Here is a 19,339-nt window from a genome sequence, read left to right as displayed (position 1 = left end):
GATTTTTTTTGTTTAATATATTAATATTGTATTATTGAGAATATAATGTCTAGGAGGTAGAACATGAAAGTACTAGTTATTAACTGTGGAAGTTCATCATTAAAATATCAATTAATTGACATGACTAATGAAAGTGTTTTAGCTAAAGGTTTAGGAGAAAGAATAGGTATAGAAGGTTCGGTAATAACCCATAAACCTACAGGGAAAGAAAAAGTAGTTATACAAAAACCTATGGAAAATCATAAGGTAGCGCTTAAGATAGTATTGGATGCCCTAGTGAATCCTGAACATGGTGCAGTAAAATCAATGGATGAGATAGGTGCAGTGGGACATAGAGTAGTGCATGGAGGAGAAAAATTTTCTGATTCAGTAAAAATTGATGATGAAGTAATGAAAGCTATAGAGGAATGTGCAGAATTAGCGCCACTTCATAATCCACCAAATATTATGGGTATTAATGCATGTAAGGAATTGATGCCAAATACTCCTATGGTAGCTGTATTTGATACTGCTTTCCATCAAACTATGCCAGCATCATCTTACATATATCCTATTCCATATGAACTTTACGAAAAATATGGTATAAGAAGATATGGTTTCCATGGAACATCTCACAAATATGTTGCAAATAGAGCTGCTGAAATGCTAAATGAGAAATTAGAGGACTTAAAACTAATAACTTGTCACTTAGGAAATGGTGCAAGTTTGACAGCGGTTAAGAATGGTAAATCTATAGATACAAGTATGGGCTTTACTCCATTAGAAGGACTTGCTATGGGGACAAGGTCTGGAGACTTAGATCCAGCTATAATAACATATTTGATGGAAAAAGAAAATTTGGATATAGATGGTATAAATAATTTGTTGAACAAAGAATCAGGAGTTTTGGGCATTTCTGGCGTTAGCAGTGATTTTAGAGATATAGAAGGAGCTGCGGACAAAGGCGATCAAAGGGCTAAATTAGCATTGGATAAATTTACTGCCAGAGTGAAAAAATATATTGGTGCATATGCTGCAATAATGGATGGAGTCAATGTAATAGTATTTACAGCAGGACTAGGCGAAAACTCTGCTGCTGCTAGAAAAGATATCTGTGAAGGGCTTCAATTCTTAGGTATAAATATAGATGAAGAAAAGAATAATACTAGAGGAGAAGAAATTTTAATAAGTGCTGGTGATTCTAAAGTTAAGGTTCTAATAATACCTACAAATGAAGAACTTATGATAGCTAGAGATACAGTAAAATATGCTTAATCCATATTATATTTTTTAGCTAAAAATAACAATAAAAAACTCTTGACAAAGATCTCATCAGTTTATATAATTGAGTTTGGCTATTATCATGAGGTGATTTGAATGATTGTCGATATTTCAAAAATTTTAAATGGTATAGTTGATGAGATTTCTATATCAGAAAAATTTCGTATTAAAGATTTGAAGGTTAATGGAAAGATATTAAAATTTAATTGGCCAATATCCTTTGATGGTAAAATACTAAAATCAGAAGAAGATATATTTGTATATGGAGATTTATTTTATGAGTATATAGATGTATGTGATAGGTGTTTAATTGAATTTAAGAATAGCAATACTATATCTTTTGATGGTATTGTACTTGAAAAAGGAAAAACAGTAGATGAAGAAGATGATATCTTTGTTATACACTATGATAAAGGCAAGATTGATTTAAAAGAGGTAGCGGTTTTTTTAATAATGATGTCTTTACCTATGAAATCTACATGTAAAGAGGATTGTAAAGGGATTTGTCCTCAATGTGGAAAGGATTTGAATGAGGGAGACTGTGGATGCAGTGATATAGATATTGATCCTCGTCTGGCTAAATTAAAGGAATTAATAGATTGATTTAAGGGGGTGTCATAATGGCTGTACCTAAGCGAAAAACGTCTAAGGCTAAAAGAGATAAAAGAAGAGCCTCTAATAGCAAGTTAAACAAACCAATGTTTGTAGAGTGTCCACAATGCCATGAGTTAAAATTACCTCATAGAGTATGTAAAGAATGTGGATATTATAAAAATGAAGAAGTTATAGATGCACAATAATTTTAAAGATAGTGATTAATTTCGCTATCTTTTTTATTTTGCAATAAAAAGCTTGAATTTTTATAACCAATGATATATACTAAGTGTTAGTAACAGGTACTAAATTGAAGTTATAACTTGAGGTGGAATTATGAAAAAAAGACTATCCAAGAAAGAAAGGCAAGAAAACCTAAAAAAGAGATTAAAAGAAGATCCATTTTTAACAGATGAAGAGTTGATGGAAATATTTGGTGTAAGCATTCAGACTATAAGATTAGATAGATTGGAACTAGGCATTCCAGAATTAAGAGAGAGGATAAAAAATGTTGCAGAGATGAATTATTCCAAGGTGAAATCCATTGGAGGAACTGAGATAGTAGGGGAATTAGTAGATCTAAATTTGGGAGAAAATGGAATATCTATATTGGAGACCACAGAAGAAATGGCTTTTAAAAAGACTAATATAATTAGGGGGCATCATATTTTTGCCCAAGCAGAATCTATTGCTATGGCTGTTATAGATGCAAATGTAGCTGTGACGGGTGTGGCTAATATAAAATATAAAACACCGGTAAAGGCAGGGCAAAAACTTGTGGCTAAGGCAGAAGTTGTGAGGCAAAGAACTAACAAATATTTTGTCCATGTATTTATATATGCAGGACAGGAACAGGTGTTTAGAGGAAAATTCATATTGGTTTCTGTTTAACAGATATGTATTTTAGGAGGGGTTTCATGAAGATCGCAGTTGATGCTATGGGTGGAGACAAAGCACCTAATTCAGTAGTTAAAGGTTCTATAGATGCTATTAAGGAGTATGGAGTACATATTGTATTAGTTGGAATAGAGGGTAAAATCAGAAAAGAATTATCGAAGTATGAATTCAATGAGGAAAAAATTGAAATAATAAATGCTGAGGAAATAATAACCAATGAAGACAAACCTGTAATGGCTATAAGAAGAAAGAAAAATTCTTCAATGGTAGTAGGTTTAAAGCTTTTGAAAAATAGTGAAGTAGATGCATTTATTTCAGCAGGTAATACTGGAGCACTATTAAGTGGAGGGCTTTTTATAGTAGGAAGAACAAAGGGCATTGATAGACCTGCTTTGGCAACAGTATATCCTACTAGTAAAGGTGTATCGTTATTGATGGATGTAGGAGCCAATGCGGACTGTAGGCCAAAACATTTACAACATTTTGCTGTAATGGGAAGTATATATTGTCAAAGGGTTTTAGGGATAGATAGTCCCTCTGTTGGATTGGTAAACATAGGAACAGAGGAAGGTAAAGGAAATGAGCTTACTAAAGAAAGCTTTGGCTTATTGCAAGGAACTGATATAAATTTCTATGGAAATGTAGAAGCTAGAGATATACCCAAAGGAATTGTAGATGTGTTGGTGTGTGATGGTTTTGTGGGAAATATAATATTAAAACTTACTGAAGGGCTTGCTGAGACTATTTTTAGCCTTTTGAAAAAGGCATTCATGAAAAATAGTCTAACTAAATTAGGAGCTTTGATGTTAAAGCCTGGGTTAAAGGCATTTAAAGCGGACTTAGATTATAGAGAATATGGAGGAGCCCCATTGCTGGGAGTGAAGAAGCCCGTAATAAAAGCCCATGGAAGTTCTGATAATATTGCTATAAAAAATGCTATAAAACAGGCAAAGATATTTAGTGAAAATAAAGTGGTAGATATTGTACAGTCAGAAATCCATAGGTTAGAAGGGAAGGATACGTTTGGAAAAGAATAAAGTAGGGATTATAGGTATAGGAAGTTACTTGCCAGAAAAAATAGTTACAAATAAAGAGCTTGAAAAGATGGTAGATACAAATGATGAGTGGATAAGGAGTAGAACTGGGATAGTTGAAAGAAGGATATTGGATGAAGATAAAGCTACATCTTTCATGTGTATAAAAGCTGGAGAATTGGCATTAAAGGATGCTGGGTTATGTCCTGAAGATATAGATCTTATAATAGTTACAACTATAACTCCTGATATGGCATTTCCTTCGACGGGTTGTATTGTGCAAAGGGAGCTAGGATGTACAAATGCGGCAGCTTTTGATTTAGAGGCTGCATGTTCAGGTTTTTTATATGGTATGTCTGTAGCATATGGCTATATAAATTCGGGTATTTATAAAAATGTGCTTGTAATTAGTGCCGATGCACTATCTAAAATTATAGATTGGAAAGATAGAAACACATGCATTTTATTTGGAGATGGTGCTGGAGCAGTGGTTATGAGCAAAGTAGAGCATGGAGGGATATTAGCTATAGATATAGGAGCTGATGGAAAAGGTGCTGAATATCTAAAACAGCCAGCAGGAGGTTCATTATATCCTGCTACTCATGAGACTGTGGATCAGAGATTACATTATGTGCAAATGGAAGGAAATGGAGTTTTCAAATTTGCTGTAAAGATTATGGATGAGGCATCGAAGAAGGTTATACAGAAAAGTGGCCTTGAGTTATCTGATATAGATTATCTCATTCCTCATCAAGCTAATATTAGAATAATAAATGCTGCAAGGAAGAGATTGAAGATGACAGAAGACAAGGTATTTGTGAACTTAGATAAATATGGTAATATGTCGGCGGCATCTATTCCTGTTGCATTGGATGAGGCGTTGAAAAAGGGCAACATTAAGAATGGAGATAATGTTTTACTTGTGGGATTTGGTGGAGGATTGACATGGGGCTCTTGTGTACTAGAATGGCATAGATAGGAGGAATTAAATGTTTAAAACAGAAATATGTGAACTTTTAGATATAGAATATCCCATATTGCAAGGGGGTATGGCTTGGGTTGCCACTGCAGAGTTGGCAGCAGCAGTATCCAATGCAGGGGGTTTGGGCATTATAGGTTGTGGTAATGCGCCTGCTGAGGTTATAGAAAAAGAAATAAAGAAAATAAAATCTATGACAGACAAGAGTTTTGGAGTAAATGCTATGCTATTGTCTCCTTTTATTGAAGAAGTAATGGATTTATTATATAAAGAAAGGGTGCCAGTAATAACTACTGGTGCAGGCAATCCAGGTAAGTATCTTGATAAGTTTAAACAGATAGGTACAAAAATTATACCTGTAGTTCCATCGGTTGCATTAGCTAAAAGGATGGAAAGGTCAGGTGCTGATGCCATAATAGTTGAAGGAACAGAGGCTGGTGGACATATAGGAGAACTTACCACTATGTCTTTAGTGCCTCAAATAGTTGATGCTGTTAGTATCCCGGTTATTGCAGCTGGAGGGATAGCAGATGGGAGAGGTTTTTTAGCTGCACTGACTTTAGGAGCTAAAGGTGTTCAAATAGGAACAAGATTTGTTTGTACTGAAGAGTGTGAGGTGCATGAAAATTATAAAAAGTTTATTCTTAAGGCCAAAGATAGAGATGCTGTGGTGACGGGCAGAACTACTGGTCATCCTGTTAGAATACTTAAAAACAAATTATATAAAAAGTACATGGAATTAGAAAAAAATAATGCTTCTTTGGAAGAGATGGAGAAAATAGGAATGGGAGCTCTTAGAAATGCAGTTATAGATGGAGATATTAAATGTGGTTCTGTTATGGCAGGTCAAATAAGTGGCCTTGTAAAGGATATAAAGAGCTGTAAAGAGGTAATAGAGGATATAATTAGAGAGGCATCTGATATAAGAGAAAACCTAAATGATATTTAGAGGTGATGTTAAATGGGAAAAATAGCTATCATATATCCTGGTCAGGGTGCGCAATATTTGGGAATGGGCAAGGATATTGTAGAAAAGAGTAAGGAAGCAAAAAAGATATTTGATATAGCAAACGAGTTCCTTGGATTTAATATAAGTAAAATGTGTTTTGAAGGCCCTGAAAGTGATCTGGTTAAAACTGAAAATACACAACCTGCTATATTGACTGTATGTATGGCAATTACTAAAGTCTTAGAAGAATTGGGATTTAAGGCAGATATCACTGGTGGATTGAGTTTAGGAGAGTATGGTTCATTAGTATATGGAGGGGTATTGGATTTTGCTGATGCTATTAAAATAGTAAAGCTTAGGGGTAAATATATGCAAGAAGCAGTACCTATAGGTAGAGGAACAATGGCTGCTCTTATAGGGCTTGAAAGAGACAAGATAAATGATGTATTGGATGAAGCCAGTAAAAAGGGCATAGTTGAAGCCGCTAATTTTAATTGCCCAGGTCAAATAGTTATATCTGGGGAGATTGACGCTGTAGAGTCTGCTTGTGAAATAGCAAAGGAAAATGGATGTAAAAGGGCAATACGCCTTCCGGTAAGTGCACCTTTTCACTGCAGTTTACTTAAGCCCGCAGGAGATAAATTGAAATTAGTTCTTAACGATGTTGATTTTAATCAGAAAAATAAAGATATAATTTCCAGTGTTACAGGGGATTATATTTCAGAAGATGATAATATTAAAGATATTTTAGTTAGTCAGGTATATAAATCTGTGCTTTGGCAGGATGTAACTGAAAAAATGATAAATGATGGAGTTGAGACTTTTGTAGAAGTAGGGCCAGGTAAAACTCTTACTACATTTACTAAAAAGACGTCTAGAAAGATGAAGAAAAAGGTCAAATGTTATAATGTTGAGTGTATGGATGATATATTGAAAATTAAAAAAGAACTTCTTTAAAGGAGGATATTGATGAATTTAGAGGGAAAAGTTGCATTGATTACTGGAGGCTCTAGAGGAATTGGTAAATCGATAGCATTGAAATTGGCTTCTTTAGGTGCTAATGTTATAATCAACTATTCTAGCAATGAAACAAAGGCAAATAAAGTTGTAGATGAAATAAAGGAATTAGGAAGTGAAGGGATTGCAATAAAGGCGGATGTGTCTAATGTTGAACAAGCTAAGAACTTAATAGATGAGGCACTAAGTAAATTTAATAAAATAGATATACTTGTGAATAATGCAGGAATTACTAAAGATAATTTAATTATGAGAATGACTGAAGAAGATTGGGATTTAGTATTAGATATTAATCTTAAAGGTAGCTTTAATGTTACAAAGTCCATAATAAGGAAAATGATAAAACAGAAGCATGGGAGTATAATAAATATATCTTCTATAGTAGGATTAACTGGAAATGCAGGTCAATGTAATTATTCTGCTTCAAAGGCTGGAATTATAGGTCTTACTAAATCTTTGGCTAAAGAAGTAGGGAAAAAGAATATAAGGGTTAATGCTATTGCTCCAGGATTTATAGAAACAGATATGACTGATAAATTGCCAGATAAAATAAAAGCTGAATATATAAAGGGGATTGCTTTAAACAAACTTGGTCAACCTGATGATGTTGCCAATGCCGTTGCTTTTTTAGCTAGTGATTATGCTAAATACATTACTGGTCAAGTTATTGTTGTAGATGGAGGATTGGGCACTAATTAATATTAAGAATATATGAATGACTTTGAAAGGAGGTGTGTAATATGGCATTTGAAAAATTAAAGGTTATAGTTGCTGATCAATTAGAGGTTGAAGAAAGCGAGATAACAATGGAAGCTTCATTTCAAGAAGATCTTGATGCAGATTCGTTAGATGTTGTTGAACTAATAATGGCTATAGAAGATGAATTTGATTTAGAAATACCTGATGAGGATGCAGAAAAGATTAAAACTGTGAAAGATGCAGTAAATTATATAAAGGAACATATATAATAATGTTTCAGGTCCCGATACAATCGGGGCCTTAAATATAAAAGGTATTGGTGGTGACAATATGGAAAAAAAACGAGTAGTAATTACTGGCGTTGGAATAATAAGTCCTATAGGTAACGGCAAGGAAGATTTTTTTAAAGCTATAAGAGAAGGAAAAAATGGAATTGGCAATATTACTAAATTTGACACTACTGATTATCCAGCTAAGATAGCTGGGGAGGTTAAGGATTTTAAGCCGACGGAGTATTTAGATAAAAAAGAAGCAAAGAGGATGGATTTATTTACTCAATATGGCTTGGCAGCTAGTATGATGGCGGTTAAGGATTCTAGAATTGATTTAGGAAAAATTAATAAAGATAAATTTGGGGTTATTTTAGGTTGTGGCATTGGTGGATTGACTACCCTTGAGGAACAATATGAAAAATTATTAAAAAGAGGTCCTAAAAGAGTAAGTCCTTTTTTTATTCCTATGATGATAGGAAATATGGCTGCTGGACAAATTTCTATAGCCTTTGGAGCGAGGGGACCTAATGAAACAGTGGTTACTGCTTGTGCATCTTCAACTAATGCAATAGGGGATGCATTTAAGGTTATACAGCGAGGAGATGCAGATATAATGATAAGTGGAGGTACTGAAGCATCTATAACACCATTAGCTGTAGCGGGATTTTGTTCCATGAAGGCACTTTCGACTAGAAATGATGAACCTCAAAAGGCTAGTCGACCATTTGACAAGGATAGAGATGGATTTGTAATGGGAGAAGGTGCAGGAATACTTATATTAGAAGAATTGGAGCATGCAATAAATAGAGGAGCAACAATATATGGGGAAGTAGTTGGATATGGTATGAGTGCAGATGCATATCATATTACAGCTCCTGCAGAACAAGGGGAAGGTGCAGCAAGGGCCATATCTTTAGCATTAAAAGATGCTGAAATTGATCCTACAGCTATAGACTATATAAATGCCCATGGTACATCTACTCCATATAATGACAAGTTTGAAACCATGGCTATTAAATCTGTTTTTGGTGAACATGCGTATAAATTAAAGGTGAGTTCTACTAAATCTATGACAGGGCATTTATTGGGAGCGGCTGGAGGAATAGAAGGTATAGTATTAGCTTTGAGTGTATCTGAAGATTTTATACCTCCTACAATCAATTATGAAGTAAACGATGAAGAATGTGATTTAGACTATGTACCAAACGAAGGAATTAATCAAAGGGTAAATTATGCTATGTCAAATTCCCTAGGATTTGGCGGACATAATGCATCTATAATAGTTAAAAAATACATTTGATAAATTAAAAAATACATTTCATATACGTGGTTAGATTTTATTAATATAATCCATGCAAACAAAAGTACTTTTGTTTGCATGGATTATATAATATATAGTAAACTATATATTGGGTAATGTCGTAAGTATTTCAATCCACATTGCAATATTTACGATTTTACCTAATTATCGTGTGGAGGGTAAATATGAATGATAAGAAGAAGAATATAGTTAAAGAAATTGAGGATAGGATTAAATATAAATTTAAGGATAAGAGTTTACTTATACGGGCACTTACCCATAGTTCCTATTCCAATGAACAAAAATCTGATAAGATAAAAAACAATGAGAGAATAGAGTTTCTTGGAGATTCGGTTTTGGGATTAATTGTAAGTGATTATATTTTTAAAAAATATACTAATCACCCAGAAGGTGATCTCACTAGATTTAGAGCTATAGTTGTATGTGAAAATACCTTGTCTTCTGCTGCAAGAAATATAAGACTTGGAGAATATTTGTTTTTGGGAAGAGGAGAGGAAGGTACAGGAGGAAGAAAAAGGAATTCTATTTTGGCAGATGCCTTTGAAGCGATTATTGGTGCAATATATCTTGATGGAGGCTTTGATGCTTCAAGAAACTTTGTATTGTATAATTTGAACCCATTTATAGAACAAGCAGCTGAAGGTAGGCTCTTTTTAGACTATAAAACTCAATTGCAGGAAATAATACAACAGGAATCCCATTCTAATATAGTTTATAGGGTAGTAAAGGAAGAAGGGCCTGATCACAATAAGATTTTTTTTGTAGAAGTAAATAATAATGAACATATATTAGGTGCAGGTAAAGGTAAGAGTAAAAAAGAAGCTGAACAAAATGCAGCTAAGGCAGCTTTAATAGGATTAGGTGATGTAGATGTCTAAGAAACGTTACATCATTCCTATTTTTGTACCACATAGGGGCTGTCCCAATGATTGTGTTTTTTGTAATCAGAAAAAAATAACGGGGATAACCACAGATTTAACTGAAAAGGATGTAAGAAATATTATAGAGGAATATTTAATGACATTACCTAAATCTAATGCCATATTAGAGATATCTTTTTTCGGTGGGAGTTTTACTGCAATAGATTTTGAAATCCAAAAAACTTTTCTCTCTATTGCCAATGAATATAAGGAAAAGGGAGAAATTGATCTTATAAGGCTATCTACACGTCCAGATTGTATAGATATAAGTATTTTAACTATGTTAAAAGAACATGGGGTAGATATAATTGAATTGGGAGTACAATCCTTAGATGATAGTGTACTTTTTGCCAGTAAAAGGGGACATAATGCTGAGGATGTCATCAATGCGGTTAATTTAATAAAAAGGTATGAATTTAAATTGGGGATCCAAATGATGCTAGGGTTGCCAGAAGATACCGAAGAAAAATCTATTAAAACTGCCCATCAAATTATAAATTTAGCACCTGATTTTGTTAGAATTTACCCTACTCTAGTAGTAAAAGATACTTATTTAGAAAAAATGTATAAGAATGAAGAATATAATCCCATGGGCTTGGAAGACACAGTAAATATTTGCAGTAAACTGTTGATGATGTTTTTATACAATAACATAGATGTCATAAGAATAGGATTGCAACCTACAGAAAACATCTCTTTACATGGAGATGTGGTAGGAGGTCCATTTCATCCTGCTATTAGACAATTGGTAGAAGGGAATATGTTTAAAATAATTATTAATATGTTTATGAAGGAACAGTGCATATCATATGATGAAATAAAAATATTAGCAAATAGTGAAGATATAAATAATATAGTAGGTCATAAAAAGAATAATATAGAATATTTTAAGAAGAAATATAATATAAAAAGGATAAAAATATTTGAAGATTCAATTGAAAGATATAATATAAATATAAATATTGATAATAAAAACTTTGAAATTAACTTACGAGAATATACTAAAAAATATCTAAAGGAAGAAGGCTTGATGTGACTTAGCTTTCAAGAGAGGTGAGTTTTTTGTATTTAAAGAGAATAGAGCTTCAGGGATTCAAATCTTTTGCTGATAAGACTAAAATAGATTTTGAAAAGGGAATAACTGGTATAGTTGGGCCAAATGGTAGTGGGAAAAGCAATATTTCTGATGCTATAAGATGGGTTCTAGGAGAACAAAGTGCCAAGACTCTAAGGGGAAGTAAAATGGAAGATGTTATATTTACTGGCACGGCAAAAAGAAAACCTTTAGGATTTTGTGAGGTAACATTGGTGTTAGATAATAAAGACGAAAAAATGCCTATAGACTATTCTGAGGTGAGTGTAACCAGAAGGGTTTTTAGGTCTGGTGAAAGTGAATACTATATAAACAAGACATCATGTAGGCTAAAAGATATAAAAGAATTGTTTATGGATACTGGTATAGGCATTGATGGATATTCTATTATTGGACAGGGAAAAATAGACAATATATTAAGTTCTAAATCTGAGGATAGAAGATTACTTTTTGAGGAAGCAGCAGGAATAGTAAAATATAAGACTAGAAAGCAAGAGGCGGAAAAAAAACTTGAAAAAACAGAGGACAACCTTATAAGAATAAATGATATAAAGTTAGAATTAGAAAAACAATTAGATCCTTTAGAAAAACAAAGTAAAGATGCTAAGGAGTATATAGCTCTTTCCGAAAAACTAAAAAATAATGAGGTCAATCTTTTTGTAAGAGAGATTGAAAGATTAAGGGATCAACTGCTACATATAGAGAATCAACAGCAGCTCATAAATGATCAAATATCTTATAATAATAATGAAAAGTCTAAACTAGAAAATGTATTGCAGGATATTCAGACTGAGACAGATAAGTTAAATGATACCATTGACCAAATAAATAATGATAAATATAGGGCTCAAAACTTATTAGAGAAGAATAATAGTCAATGTAAATTGAATGATGAGAAGATATCTTTTTCATTAAAAGAAATAAATAGAATTGAGGAAGAAATAGTTAGTCTTCATAAGAAAGTATCTGGTTTAGAACAGGAAAAAGTGATGTTAAATACTAAAAAAGAGGAATTTAGAAAAGAGGTACAAGAGATAGAAAGTGAGATAGAAATCAAATTATCTTATATCAATGAAATAGATACAGAAATTAATTTCAAAGAAAAAGATATTGAAGATAAAAAAGGCGATATGATACAGTTTCTTAATTTAATTGCTGACAAAAAAGGAGAAATAAATACTATTAACAGTTTTAATAGAAATATTGTTAAAAGACTTAAGCAAATTGATATTGAAGCCAATGACCAGACTGAAAATTTAAAAAGCATATATGAAAATTTAGAATATAAGAAAAAAGAGTTGTCAGATATAACAAAAACTATAGAAAAGATTAAAGAAGACAAATCAAGGAAAATTGAGAATAAAACCAATATTAATAATTCATTTAAAACAGTTTTAAATGAATTAGACACTTTAAAGACATCAATAAATACAAAAGAATCTAAATATAAAGTATTAAATGATATGAAAGGTGATTATGAAGGCTACTATAGAAGTGTTAGGACTGTGCTAAAATATTGTAAGGGAAGATCTATATTAGGTAAAGCTGTAAGAGGTGTAGTTGCAGAGCTAATAAATGTGGATAAACAGTATGAGAAGGCTATAGAAGTAGCATTGGGAAGTACATTACAAAATATTGTTACTGAAACTGCTGATGATGCTAAAAAAATAATAAATTATTTGAAAAAGATTAAGGGTGGTCGTGTTACATTATTGCCAATGGAAAGTATTAAACCAAGAGGGTTAAATAATAGGGAGAGAAAATTGCTTTCTACAAAGGGTATTATAGGTGTTGCTTCTGAGTTAATAAGATATGATAAGGATTACACTAATATTTTGGGATACTTACTTGGGAGGGTATTAGTTGTACAAAATATTGATTATGGTATTAAGATAGCCAGAGCATACAACCATTCCTTAAAAATAGTAACATTAGATGGAGATGTTTTGAATCCAGGGGGTTCTATGACAGGGGGAAGTATTAATAATAGTAATACTAATTTATTAGCTAGAGATAGACAGATTGGTGAATTGAAAAAAGAATTGACAAAATTGAAAGAAGAGTTCATCAGCGTAAATAAAAAACGCCATGAAATGGAGAATAAACTTGCCAGCTTACAAAATAATATCGATGATTTAGAGGAACAGTTGGGGAATTATAATATAAATCATATAAAATTAGAAAATGATATAAATAATATAATTAGTGAGATTAACAGAATGGAAAAGAATAGAGATTTACTTCAGGAAGAAAAAAATCAACTTGATGAAGAATTAAAAGAATCCAATGAACAAATTAAGAGTATAGAAGATGAATTGCTTAAATTAAAGGAAAAGAACAATATAACTCAAGAAGATGTAAATAATATGGTTATGAAGTCTGATAGTGAAAAGAAACAGAGAAAAGAGGCATATGCTTTATTAAATGAATTAAAAATAAAAAAAGCATCATTAAATCAGGAATTTAAAGGCATTTTACAAAATATTGATAGAGTCACAGAGGATATTACTTTATTAGAAGGGAATATATGTGAAAGGAAAGAAGAACTTAATAAAAACAAGGATACTGTTAAAGTATTAAAAGTATATACAGAGGATTTAAAGTCTAAAGAGGAAGAATTGCAACTAAATATAGATGATTATGCCAATACTATAATTGAATTAAAAAATAAAAGGGTGGTTAAAAATCAATTTTTAGAAAAAAAACAGTTGGAATTTGATAAATTAGAGGAAAAAATAAAAGATTTAGAAAAGAGTAAAAATACTATTGAGGTAAAGAAAGCTAAATATGATATGCAATTAGAAAACTATAATAATAAGCTCTGGGAAGAATATGAATTATCTTATCAAATGGCATTAAAATATAAAGAAAATATAGAAAATGTAACTAAAGTTCAAAATGATATAAAAAAGATAAAGGCCAAAATAAAGGACTTAGGTACAGTAAATATGAATTCTATAGAAGAATATGAAACTATAAAAGAAAGATTTGAGTTTATAACTAGTCAGCAGAGTGATTTGGTTGACGCTAAGAAGAGATTAAAAAAAGTTATAAAAGATATGGAAAAAAAGATGAAAGAACAATTTTTATATAATTTTAAAATAATTAGAGAAAATTTTAAAGAGATATTTAGTAAACTTTTTGGAGGAGGAAAGGCAGATATATATCTGGTTGATAAAGAAGATATATTGACTACAGGGATAGATATAATAGCTCAACCTCCAGGTAAAAAACTTCAAAATATATCTCTATTATCAGGTGGAGAAAAGGCTTTAACAGCAATTTCATTACTCTTTGCTATACTAAAATTGAAGCCATCACCTTTTTGTATATTGGATGAGATAGAAGCAGCCTTAGATGATGCCAATGTATATAGGTTTGCGGATTATCTAAAAGAGTTTATAGAAAACACACAATTTATAGTTATAACCCATAGAAAGGGAACGATGGAATCAGTAGATTCCTTATATGGTGTAACGATGGAAGAAGAAGGCATAAGTAGATTAGTATCTGTTAAATTATCGGAAAAACAATCTGAAAAGGCTAGTTAAAGGAGGAAAAATTAATGTTTAAAAGTTTTTTTAAAAAAAATAAAAAAGAAAAAAATATAATAAACGAAGAAGTTATAAACGAAGAAGTTATAGATGAGGAAGAGATACAAGAGAAAGAAGATTTTGAAGAAACGCCATCTAAGGCAGGGCTTTTTTCTAAATTAAAGAGTGGTCTTGAAAAAACCAAAAAGGGAATAACAGATAAGGTAGATAATATATTAAAGTCTTATAGAAAAATAGATGAAGAATTATTTGAAGAATTGGAAGAGGTGTTGATAACTGCTGATGTGGGTGTGGAGACTACCTTGAGAATAATTGAAGATGTAAAAGATAAAGTTAAAGAGAGAAAACTCACAGAGGTCAGTGATATAAGAAATCTATTGAAGGAAGAATTAACGGAGATATTAACAGAGGTTGAAGAAAATGAGCTGAATATAACTCCTTCTCCAGCTATAGTGTTAGTTGTTGGAGTAAATGGTGTAGGAAAAACTACTACTATTGGCAAATTGGCATATAGGTTTAGAAGAGAAGGCAAAAAAGTGCTTATAGCAGCAGGTGATACATTTAGGGCTGCAGCTATAGAACAATTAGAAGAATGGTCTAATAGGGCTAATGTAGATATAATATCCCATAATGAGGGTTCTGATCCAGCGGCGGTAATCTTTGATGGGATACAAGCCGCAAAAGCTAGGAATACAGATATATTAATTTGTGATACTGCAGGTAGATTACACAACAAGAAAAACTTAATGAATGAATTAAATAAAATATTTAGGATAGTTGATAGAGAATATTCCAATGCTGTTAAAGAAGTACTATTGGTTGTTGATGCAACTACAGGACAAAATGCTGTATTACAAGCAAAATTATTTAAAGAAGCTTGTGATATTTCAGGTATAGTGCTTACTAAACTAGATGGTACTGCAAAGGGAGGAGTTGTGTTAGCTGTTCAATCAGAACTAAAGGTACCAGTTAAGCTTGTGGGAGTAGGAGAAGGAATAAATGATTTGCAGGATTTTAATCCAGAAGACTTTGTGAATGCAATTTTTGAATAATGGTTGACAATGAAATCTTTTTATTATAAAATATCTCTGTCAAGGAGATAGCTTTACACCAAAAAAATGGTTGGTGAGTTATATGTTTGAAAAAATAGTGGAAATAGGTATTTTGTTTGATTTTTATGGTAAATTATTAAGTAAGAAGCAATACCTTTGTATTGAGCAGTACTATATACATGACCTGTCTTTAGCTGAAATTGGAGAAAATATAAATATAAGTAGACAAGGGGTATATGATAATATAAAGAGAGCAGAAGAAAAATTGTATGGGTATGAAGAAAAGTTAGGATTGATATATAGATTTAAAAATAACAATAAAAATATTAATGAGATACTAAAAATTGTAGACGAAATTATTAGCTATAATGACAATGACTATATAGATTGTGTAAAAAAAGCTAAAGTAATAAAGAGATTGGCTGAAGGAATATTAGATAATAATCAGGAGGTTAAATAATGGTTTTTGAAAGCTTAGCTGAGAAGCTTCAAAATACACTGGGTAAGTTAAAGGGAAAAGGCAAATTATCGGAAAAAGATGTAAAAAATGCTATGAGGGAAGTAAAACTAGCATTATTAGAGGCAGATGTTAATTTTAAGGTTGTAAAAAATTTCATAAATACTGTTAAAGAGCGATCGATAGGACAGGAAGTTATGGAAAGCCTTACTCCTGGTCAACAAGTTATAAAAATAGTTAATGAGGAATTAACTAAATTAATGGGTGAAAGTGAAAGTAAGATTGAGTTTGCACCTAATCCTCCGACGGTCATAATGATGTGCGGACTTCAAGGTGCAGGTAAAACTACAACTTCTGGAAAACTTGGCGCATTACTTAAGAAGAAAGGAAAAAGACCCTTATTAGTTGCTTGTGATGTATACAGGCCAGCAGCGATAAAACAATTACAAGTGGTAGGAGATAAGGTGGACATACCAGTATTTGCTATGGGAAATAAGCAAAGTCCTGTTGATATAGCAAAGGCTGCATTGGAGCATGGAAAAAAACATGGAAATGATTTGATAATAATAGATACTGCCGGACGACTTCATATAGATGAAAATCTTATGGAAGAATTACAGAATATAAAGTCAGAAGTAAACCCAAATGAAATACTTCTTGTACTAGATGCTATGACAGGTCAAGATGCAGTAAATGTTGCAGAGACCTTTGACAATAAATTAGGGATAAATGGAGTTGTGCTAACAAAACTTGACGGAGATGCTAGAGGTGGAGCAGCATTATCCATAAGGGCAGTAACTGATAAACCTATAAAATTTGTGGGATTAGGCGAGAAATTGGATCAACTGGAGCCCTTCCATCCTGATAGAATGGCGTCTAGAATACTAGGTATGGGGGATGTGTTAAGTCTTATAGAGAAGGCACAAGCTTCTATTGATGACAAAAAAGCTAGGGAATTAGAAAAAAAATTAAGGAATCAAGAATTTACATTTGAAGATTTTCTTGATCAATTGGAACAGATGAAAAATATGGGGCCTTTAAGTCAGATACTTGAAATGATACCTGGCATGGGATCTAAACAATTAAAAAATCTCAATGTAGATGATAAAGAGTTGGTAAAGATAGAGTCGATAATTCAATCTATGACTAAGGCAGAAAGGGTAAATCCCAATATTATAGATGGAAGCAGACGAAAGAGGATTGCAAAAGGTAGTGGAAATAAAATTCAAGATGTAAATAGATTGCTCAAACAATTTAAAGAGACTAAAAAAATGATGAAGAAGTTTTCAGGCTTAGAGAAATCTATGAAAAAGAAAGGAAAATTTAATTTTCCTATGTTTAAATAGCATACCTAACTAGAAGGAGGTGAGAAAATGTCAGTAAAAATAAGATTGAAAAGAATGGGAGCAAAAAAGAAACCTTTTTATAGGATAGTTGTTGCTGATTCTCGTTCCCCAAGGGATGGAAGATTTATAGAAGAAATTGGCTATTACAATCCAGTTGCCCAACCAAAAGAGGTTAAAATAGATGATGAAAAGGCTATACAATGGCTTAAGAATGGTGCTAAACCTACAGAAACAGTAAGTAATCTATTTAAGAGCAACGGTGTTTATGAAAAGTGTGAAGAAGTTAAGAAGGCGTAATATAGCTTTCAGGGGGTGGAAAAATGGGTGATTTAGTAGAAGTTATTGCGAAGGCACTTGTAGATAATCCAGAAGAGGTTAGCATTAATGAGATAGAGGGAACTCAATCTGTAATTATAGAATTAAAGGTAGCCCCAGAAGATATGGGAAAGGTAATTGGCAAGCAAGGTAGAATTGCTAAAGCCATAAGAACTGTTGTTAAAGCGGCAGCTATTAAAGAAAATAAAAGAGTTGTTGTAGAGATTATTTAAAAGGGGTTAGGGCATTATCTAGTCCCTTTTTTATATTAATTTCTTACTTTATTAATATAGAGGTGTATGTATGGAATATATCCAAGTGGGAAAAATAGTCAATACTCAAGGAATAAAGGGCGAACTCAAGATAATACCTTTAACTAATGAAAAAGAAAGGTTTGAGGATTTTGATAGGGTATTTGTAGGAGAAGATAAAGAAGAGTTAAGTATAGATGGAATATGGTACAAAAAAGGATTTGTTATAATAAAATTTGATCAGTATAATAACATAAATGATGTTTTGAAATATAAAGAACAATTTATTTATATAGACAAAAAGAATGCAATTAAATTACCTGAAGATAATTATTTTATATTTGATATTGTGGGACTAGAAGTATTTGATATGGAGAATAAATATTTAGGTGAAGTAGTAGATGTTCTCCAAAATGGTGGGGCAGATATATACGTAATCAAGAAAGAAGATAAACAGTATATGGTACCGGCCGTTAAAGAATTTATAAAAGATATAAATATTGAAAGAAAATGTATGATTATATCACCTATTGAAGGATTGATAGAATGAAAATAGATGTGCTTACTATTTTTAAGAACATGTTTGATACAGTTATGGGTGAGAGCATAATGGGTAGAGCAATAGATAGAAATATTGTAGCTGTAAACTATACTGATATAAGGGATTTTTCTAATGATAAACATAAGAGAGTAGACGACTACCCATTTGGGGGAGGGCCAGGGATGGTTATGAAACCTGAGCCCATATACAATGCACTTTCAAGTTTAGACTATAAAAATGCAAGAGTCATTTATATGAGTCCTAAGGGAAAGGTATTCAATCAGAACTTGGCAAGAGAACTATCAAAAGAAGAGCATATAATATTTATATGTGGTCATTATGAAGGTATTGATAATAGGATCATAGATAATTATGTAGACGACGAAATATCTATAGGAGATTATGTGCTTACAGGTGGAGAATTAGCAGCTATGGTAGTAATGGACTCAATAATAAGATTATTACCTGGGGTATTAGGAAATGAAGATTCCTTTAAGGATGAGTCTCATTATGAAGGGTTATTGGAGCATCCTCAGTATACAAGACCAAGAGTTTTCAATGATATAAGTGTTCCTGAAGTTTTATTATCAGGTAATCATAAGAAAATAGAAGAGTGGAAAAGATACCAATCATTAATGCTCACATATTTGAGAAGAAAAGATTTACTGGAAAATATTAAGCTTTCTAAGGATGATAAGAAAATATTGGAAGATATAAAAAAAGTTGTTGAAAAATAATTGTATTTTAACACTATGTATGCTATAATAGCATGGGTAATACGGGTGGTC

The 19,339-nt window shown here is 32.0% G+C and carries 21 protein-coding genes; all 21 read left to right on the top strand.

Going from position 1 to position 19,339, the window contains the following annotated elements:
* Positions 1-63 precede the first annotated feature (63 nt).
* The 21 genes from Q326_RS0102150 to trmD all read left to right on the top strand — a co-directional run bounded on the left by Q326_RS0102150 (position 64) and on the right by trmD (position 19,288).
* Positions 64-1,254 (top strand): acetate/propionate family kinase, encoded by a 1,191-nt coding sequence (locus Q326_RS0102150; protein ID WP_026893890.1) that lies wholly within the window; start codon positions 64-66, stop codon positions 1,252-1,254.
* Positions 1,255-1,356: 102 nt separating this feature from the next.
* Positions 1,357-1,863 carry a YceD family protein gene (locus Q326_RS17805; protein WP_051531023.1) on the top strand — a complete coding sequence of 169 codons (507 nt, stop codon included), beginning with the start codon at positions 1,357-1,359 and terminating at the stop codon, positions 1,861-1,863.
* Positions 1,864-1,880: 17 nt separating this feature from the next.
* On the top strand, positions 1,881-2,060 hold the full coding sequence (gene rpmF, locus Q326_RS0102140) for a 50S ribosomal protein L32 (protein ID WP_026893889.1): 180 nt from the start codon (positions 1,881-1,883) through the stop codon (positions 2,058-2,060).
* Positions 2,061-2,190: 130 nt separating this feature from the next.
* The gene (gene fapR / locus Q326_RS0102135; protein WP_026893888.1) at positions 2,191-2,745 is read left to right on the top strand and encodes a transcription factor FapR; all 555 of its coding nucleotides are present in this window, start codon (positions 2,191-2,193) and stop codon (positions 2,743-2,745) included.
* 26 nt (positions 2,746-2,771) lie between these two features.
* Positions 2,772-3,788, top strand: coding sequence for a phosphate acyltransferase PlsX (plsX, locus tag Q326_RS0102130; protein ID WP_026893887.1), 1,017 nt, complete (start codon positions 2,772-2,774; stop codon positions 3,786-3,788).
* Positions 3,775-4,764: a beta-ketoacyl-ACP synthase III gene (locus Q326_RS0102125; protein WP_034600864.1), complete on the top strand. Its 990-nt coding sequence runs from the start codon at positions 3,775-3,777 to the stop codon at positions 4,762-4,764. Before plsX ends, Q326_RS0102125 begins: the two co-directional genes overlap by 14 nt.
* Positions 4,765-4,774: 10 nt before the next feature.
* Complete coding sequence (gene fabK, locus Q326_RS0102120) at positions 4,775-5,713, top strand: enoyl-[acyl-carrier-protein] reductase FabK (protein WP_026893885.1); 939 nt, start codon at positions 4,775-4,777, stop codon at positions 5,711-5,713.
* A gap of 12 nt (positions 5,714-5,725) precedes the next feature.
* On the top strand, positions 5,726-6,670 hold the full coding sequence (gene fabD, locus Q326_RS0102115; RefSeq protein ID WP_026893884.1) for an ACP S-malonyltransferase: 945 nt from the start codon (positions 5,726-5,728) through the stop codon (positions 6,668-6,670).
* Positions 6,671-6,682: 12 nt separating this feature from the next.
* Positions 6,683-7,429, top strand: coding sequence for a 3-oxoacyl-[acyl-carrier-protein] reductase (gene fabG, locus Q326_RS0102110; RefSeq protein WP_034600862.1), 747 nt, complete (start codon positions 6,683-6,685; stop codon positions 7,427-7,429).
* A 41-nt stretch (positions 7,430-7,470) separates the two neighbouring features.
* Entirely contained in the window at positions 7,471-7,698 is a 228-nt protein-coding gene (gene acpP / locus Q326_RS0102105; RefSeq protein ID WP_026893882.1) for an acyl carrier protein, read from the top strand.
* A gap of 61 nt (positions 7,699-7,759) precedes the next feature.
* Positions 7,760-9,001, top strand: coding sequence for a beta-ketoacyl-ACP synthase II (fabF, locus tag Q326_RS0102100; RefSeq protein WP_026893881.1), 1,242 nt, complete (start codon positions 7,760-7,762; stop codon positions 8,999-9,001).
* 185 nt (positions 9,002-9,186) lie between these two features.
* Positions 9,187-9,900, top strand: coding sequence for a ribonuclease III (gene rnc, locus Q326_RS0102095; protein ID WP_026893880.1), 714 nt, complete (start codon positions 9,187-9,189; stop codon positions 9,898-9,900).
* Complete coding sequence (locus tag Q326_RS0102090; RefSeq protein WP_026893879.1) at positions 9,893-10,978, top strand: elongator complex protein 3; 1,086 nt, start codon at positions 9,893-9,895, stop codon at positions 10,976-10,978. The genes rnc and Q326_RS0102090 overlap by 8 nt, the downstream gene beginning before the upstream one ends.
* Positions 10,979-11,004: 26 nt before the next feature.
* Entirely contained in the window at positions 11,005-14,586 is a 3,582-nt protein-coding gene (smc, locus tag Q326_RS0102085; RefSeq protein ID WP_026893878.1) for a chromosome segregation protein SMC, read from the top strand.
* 14 nt (positions 14,587-14,600) lie between these two features.
* A complete protein-coding gene (gene ftsY, locus Q326_RS0102080; RefSeq protein ID WP_026893877.1) occupies positions 14,601-15,641 on the top strand; it encodes a signal recognition particle-docking protein FtsY in 1,041 nt (346 codons plus the stop codon).
* An 82-nt stretch (positions 15,642-15,723) separates the two neighbouring features.
* Positions 15,724-16,101, top strand: coding sequence for a YlxM family DNA-binding protein (gene ylxM / locus Q326_RS0102075; RefSeq protein ID WP_026893876.1), 378 nt, complete (start codon positions 15,724-15,726; stop codon positions 16,099-16,101).
* Positions 16,101-17,444, top strand: a complete 1,344-nt coding sequence (gene ffh / locus Q326_RS0102070) for a signal recognition particle protein (RefSeq protein ID WP_026893875.1) — start codon at positions 16,101-16,103, stop codon at positions 17,442-17,444. The genes ylxM and ffh overlap by 1 nt, the downstream gene beginning before the upstream one ends.
* Before the next feature lie 27 nt (positions 17,445-17,471).
* Positions 17,472-17,741: a 30S ribosomal protein S16 gene (rpsP, locus tag Q326_RS0102065; RefSeq protein WP_026893874.1), complete on the top strand. Its 270-nt coding sequence runs from the start codon at positions 17,472-17,474 to the stop codon at positions 17,739-17,741.
* Between the two features lie 23 nt (positions 17,742-17,764).
* Positions 17,765-17,992 (top strand): KH domain-containing protein, encoded by a 228-nt coding sequence (locus tag Q326_RS0102060; protein WP_026893873.1) that lies wholly within the window; start codon positions 17,765-17,767, stop codon positions 17,990-17,992.
* Between the two features lie 70 nt (positions 17,993-18,062).
* The gene (gene rimM / locus Q326_RS0102055; protein WP_026893872.1) at positions 18,063-18,560 is read left to right on the top strand and encodes a ribosome maturation factor RimM; all 498 of its coding nucleotides are present in this window, start codon (positions 18,063-18,065) and stop codon (positions 18,558-18,560) included.
* On the top strand, positions 18,557-19,288 hold the full coding sequence (trmD, locus tag Q326_RS0102050; protein ID WP_026893871.1) for a tRNA (guanosine(37)-N1)-methyltransferase TrmD: 732 nt from the start codon (positions 18,557-18,559) through the stop codon (positions 19,286-19,288). The genes rimM and trmD overlap by 4 nt, the downstream gene beginning before the upstream one ends.
* Positions 19,289-19,339: the final 51 nt, after the last annotated feature.

Source organism: Clostridiisalibacter paucivorans DSM 22131 (assembly GCF_000620125.1).
GTDB lineage: Bacteria > Bacillota > Clostridia > Tissierellales > Clostridiisalibacteraceae > Clostridiisalibacter > Clostridiisalibacter paucivorans.
This window is presented reverse-complemented; position numbering and strand designations above follow the sequence as displayed.

Coding starts and splice junctions, on each gene's coding strand:
- Q326_RS0102150 (WP_026893890.1), top strand. CDS start 64: ATGAAAGTACTAGTTATTAACTGTGGAAGTTCATCATTAAAATATCAA.
- Q326_RS17805 (WP_051531023.1), top strand. CDS start 1,357: ATGATTGTCGATATTTCAAAAATTTTAAATGGTATAGTTGATGAGATT.
- rpmF (WP_026893889.1), top strand. CDS start 1,881: ATGGCTGTACCTAAGCGAAAAACGTCTAAGGCTAAAAGAGATAAAAGA.
- fapR (WP_026893888.1), top strand. CDS start 2,191: ATGAAAAAAAGACTATCCAAGAAAGAAAGGCAAGAAAACCTAAAAAAG.
- plsX (WP_026893887.1), top strand. CDS start 2,772: ATGAAGATCGCAGTTGATGCTATGGGTGGAGACAAAGCACCTAATTCA.
- fabK (WP_026893885.1), top strand. CDS start 4,775: ATGTTTAAAACAGAAATATGTGAACTTTTAGATATAGAATATCCCATA.
- fabD (WP_026893884.1), top strand. CDS start 5,726: ATGGGAAAAATAGCTATCATATATCCTGGTCAGGGTGCGCAATATTTG.
- fabG (WP_034600862.1), top strand. CDS start 6,683: ATGAATTTAGAGGGAAAAGTTGCATTGATTACTGGAGGCTCTAGAGGA.
- acpP (WP_026893882.1), top strand. CDS start 7,471: ATGGCATTTGAAAAATTAAAGGTTATAGTTGCTGATCAATTAGAGGTT.
- fabF (WP_026893881.1), top strand. CDS start 7,760: ATGGAAAAAAAACGAGTAGTAATTACTGGCGTTGGAATAATAAGTCCT.
- rnc (WP_026893880.1), top strand. CDS start 9,187: ATGAATGATAAGAAGAAGAATATAGTTAAAGAAATTGAGGATAGGATT.
- Q326_RS0102090 (WP_026893879.1), top strand. CDS start 9,893: ATGTCTAAGAAACGTTACATCATTCCTATTTTTGTACCACATAGGGGC.
- ftsY (WP_026893877.1), top strand. CDS start 14,601: ATGTTTAAAAGTTTTTTTAAAAAAAATAAAAAAGAAAAAAATATAATA.
- ylxM (WP_026893876.1), top strand. CDS start 15,724: ATGTTTGAAAAAATAGTGGAAATAGGTATTTTGTTTGATTTTTATGGT.
- ffh (WP_026893875.1), top strand. CDS start 16,101: ATGGTTTTTGAAAGCTTAGCTGAGAAGCTTCAAAATACACTGGGTAAG.
- rpsP (WP_026893874.1), top strand. CDS start 17,472: ATGTCAGTAAAAATAAGATTGAAAAGAATGGGAGCAAAAAAGAAACCT.
- Q326_RS0102060 (WP_026893873.1), top strand. CDS start 17,765: ATGGGTGATTTAGTAGAAGTTATTGCGAAGGCACTTGTAGATAATCCA.
- rimM (WP_026893872.1), top strand. CDS start 18,063: ATGGAATATATCCAAGTGGGAAAAATAGTCAATACTCAAGGAATAAAG.
- trmD (WP_026893871.1), top strand. CDS start 18,557: ATGAAAATAGATGTGCTTACTATTTTTAAGAACATGTTTGATACAGTT.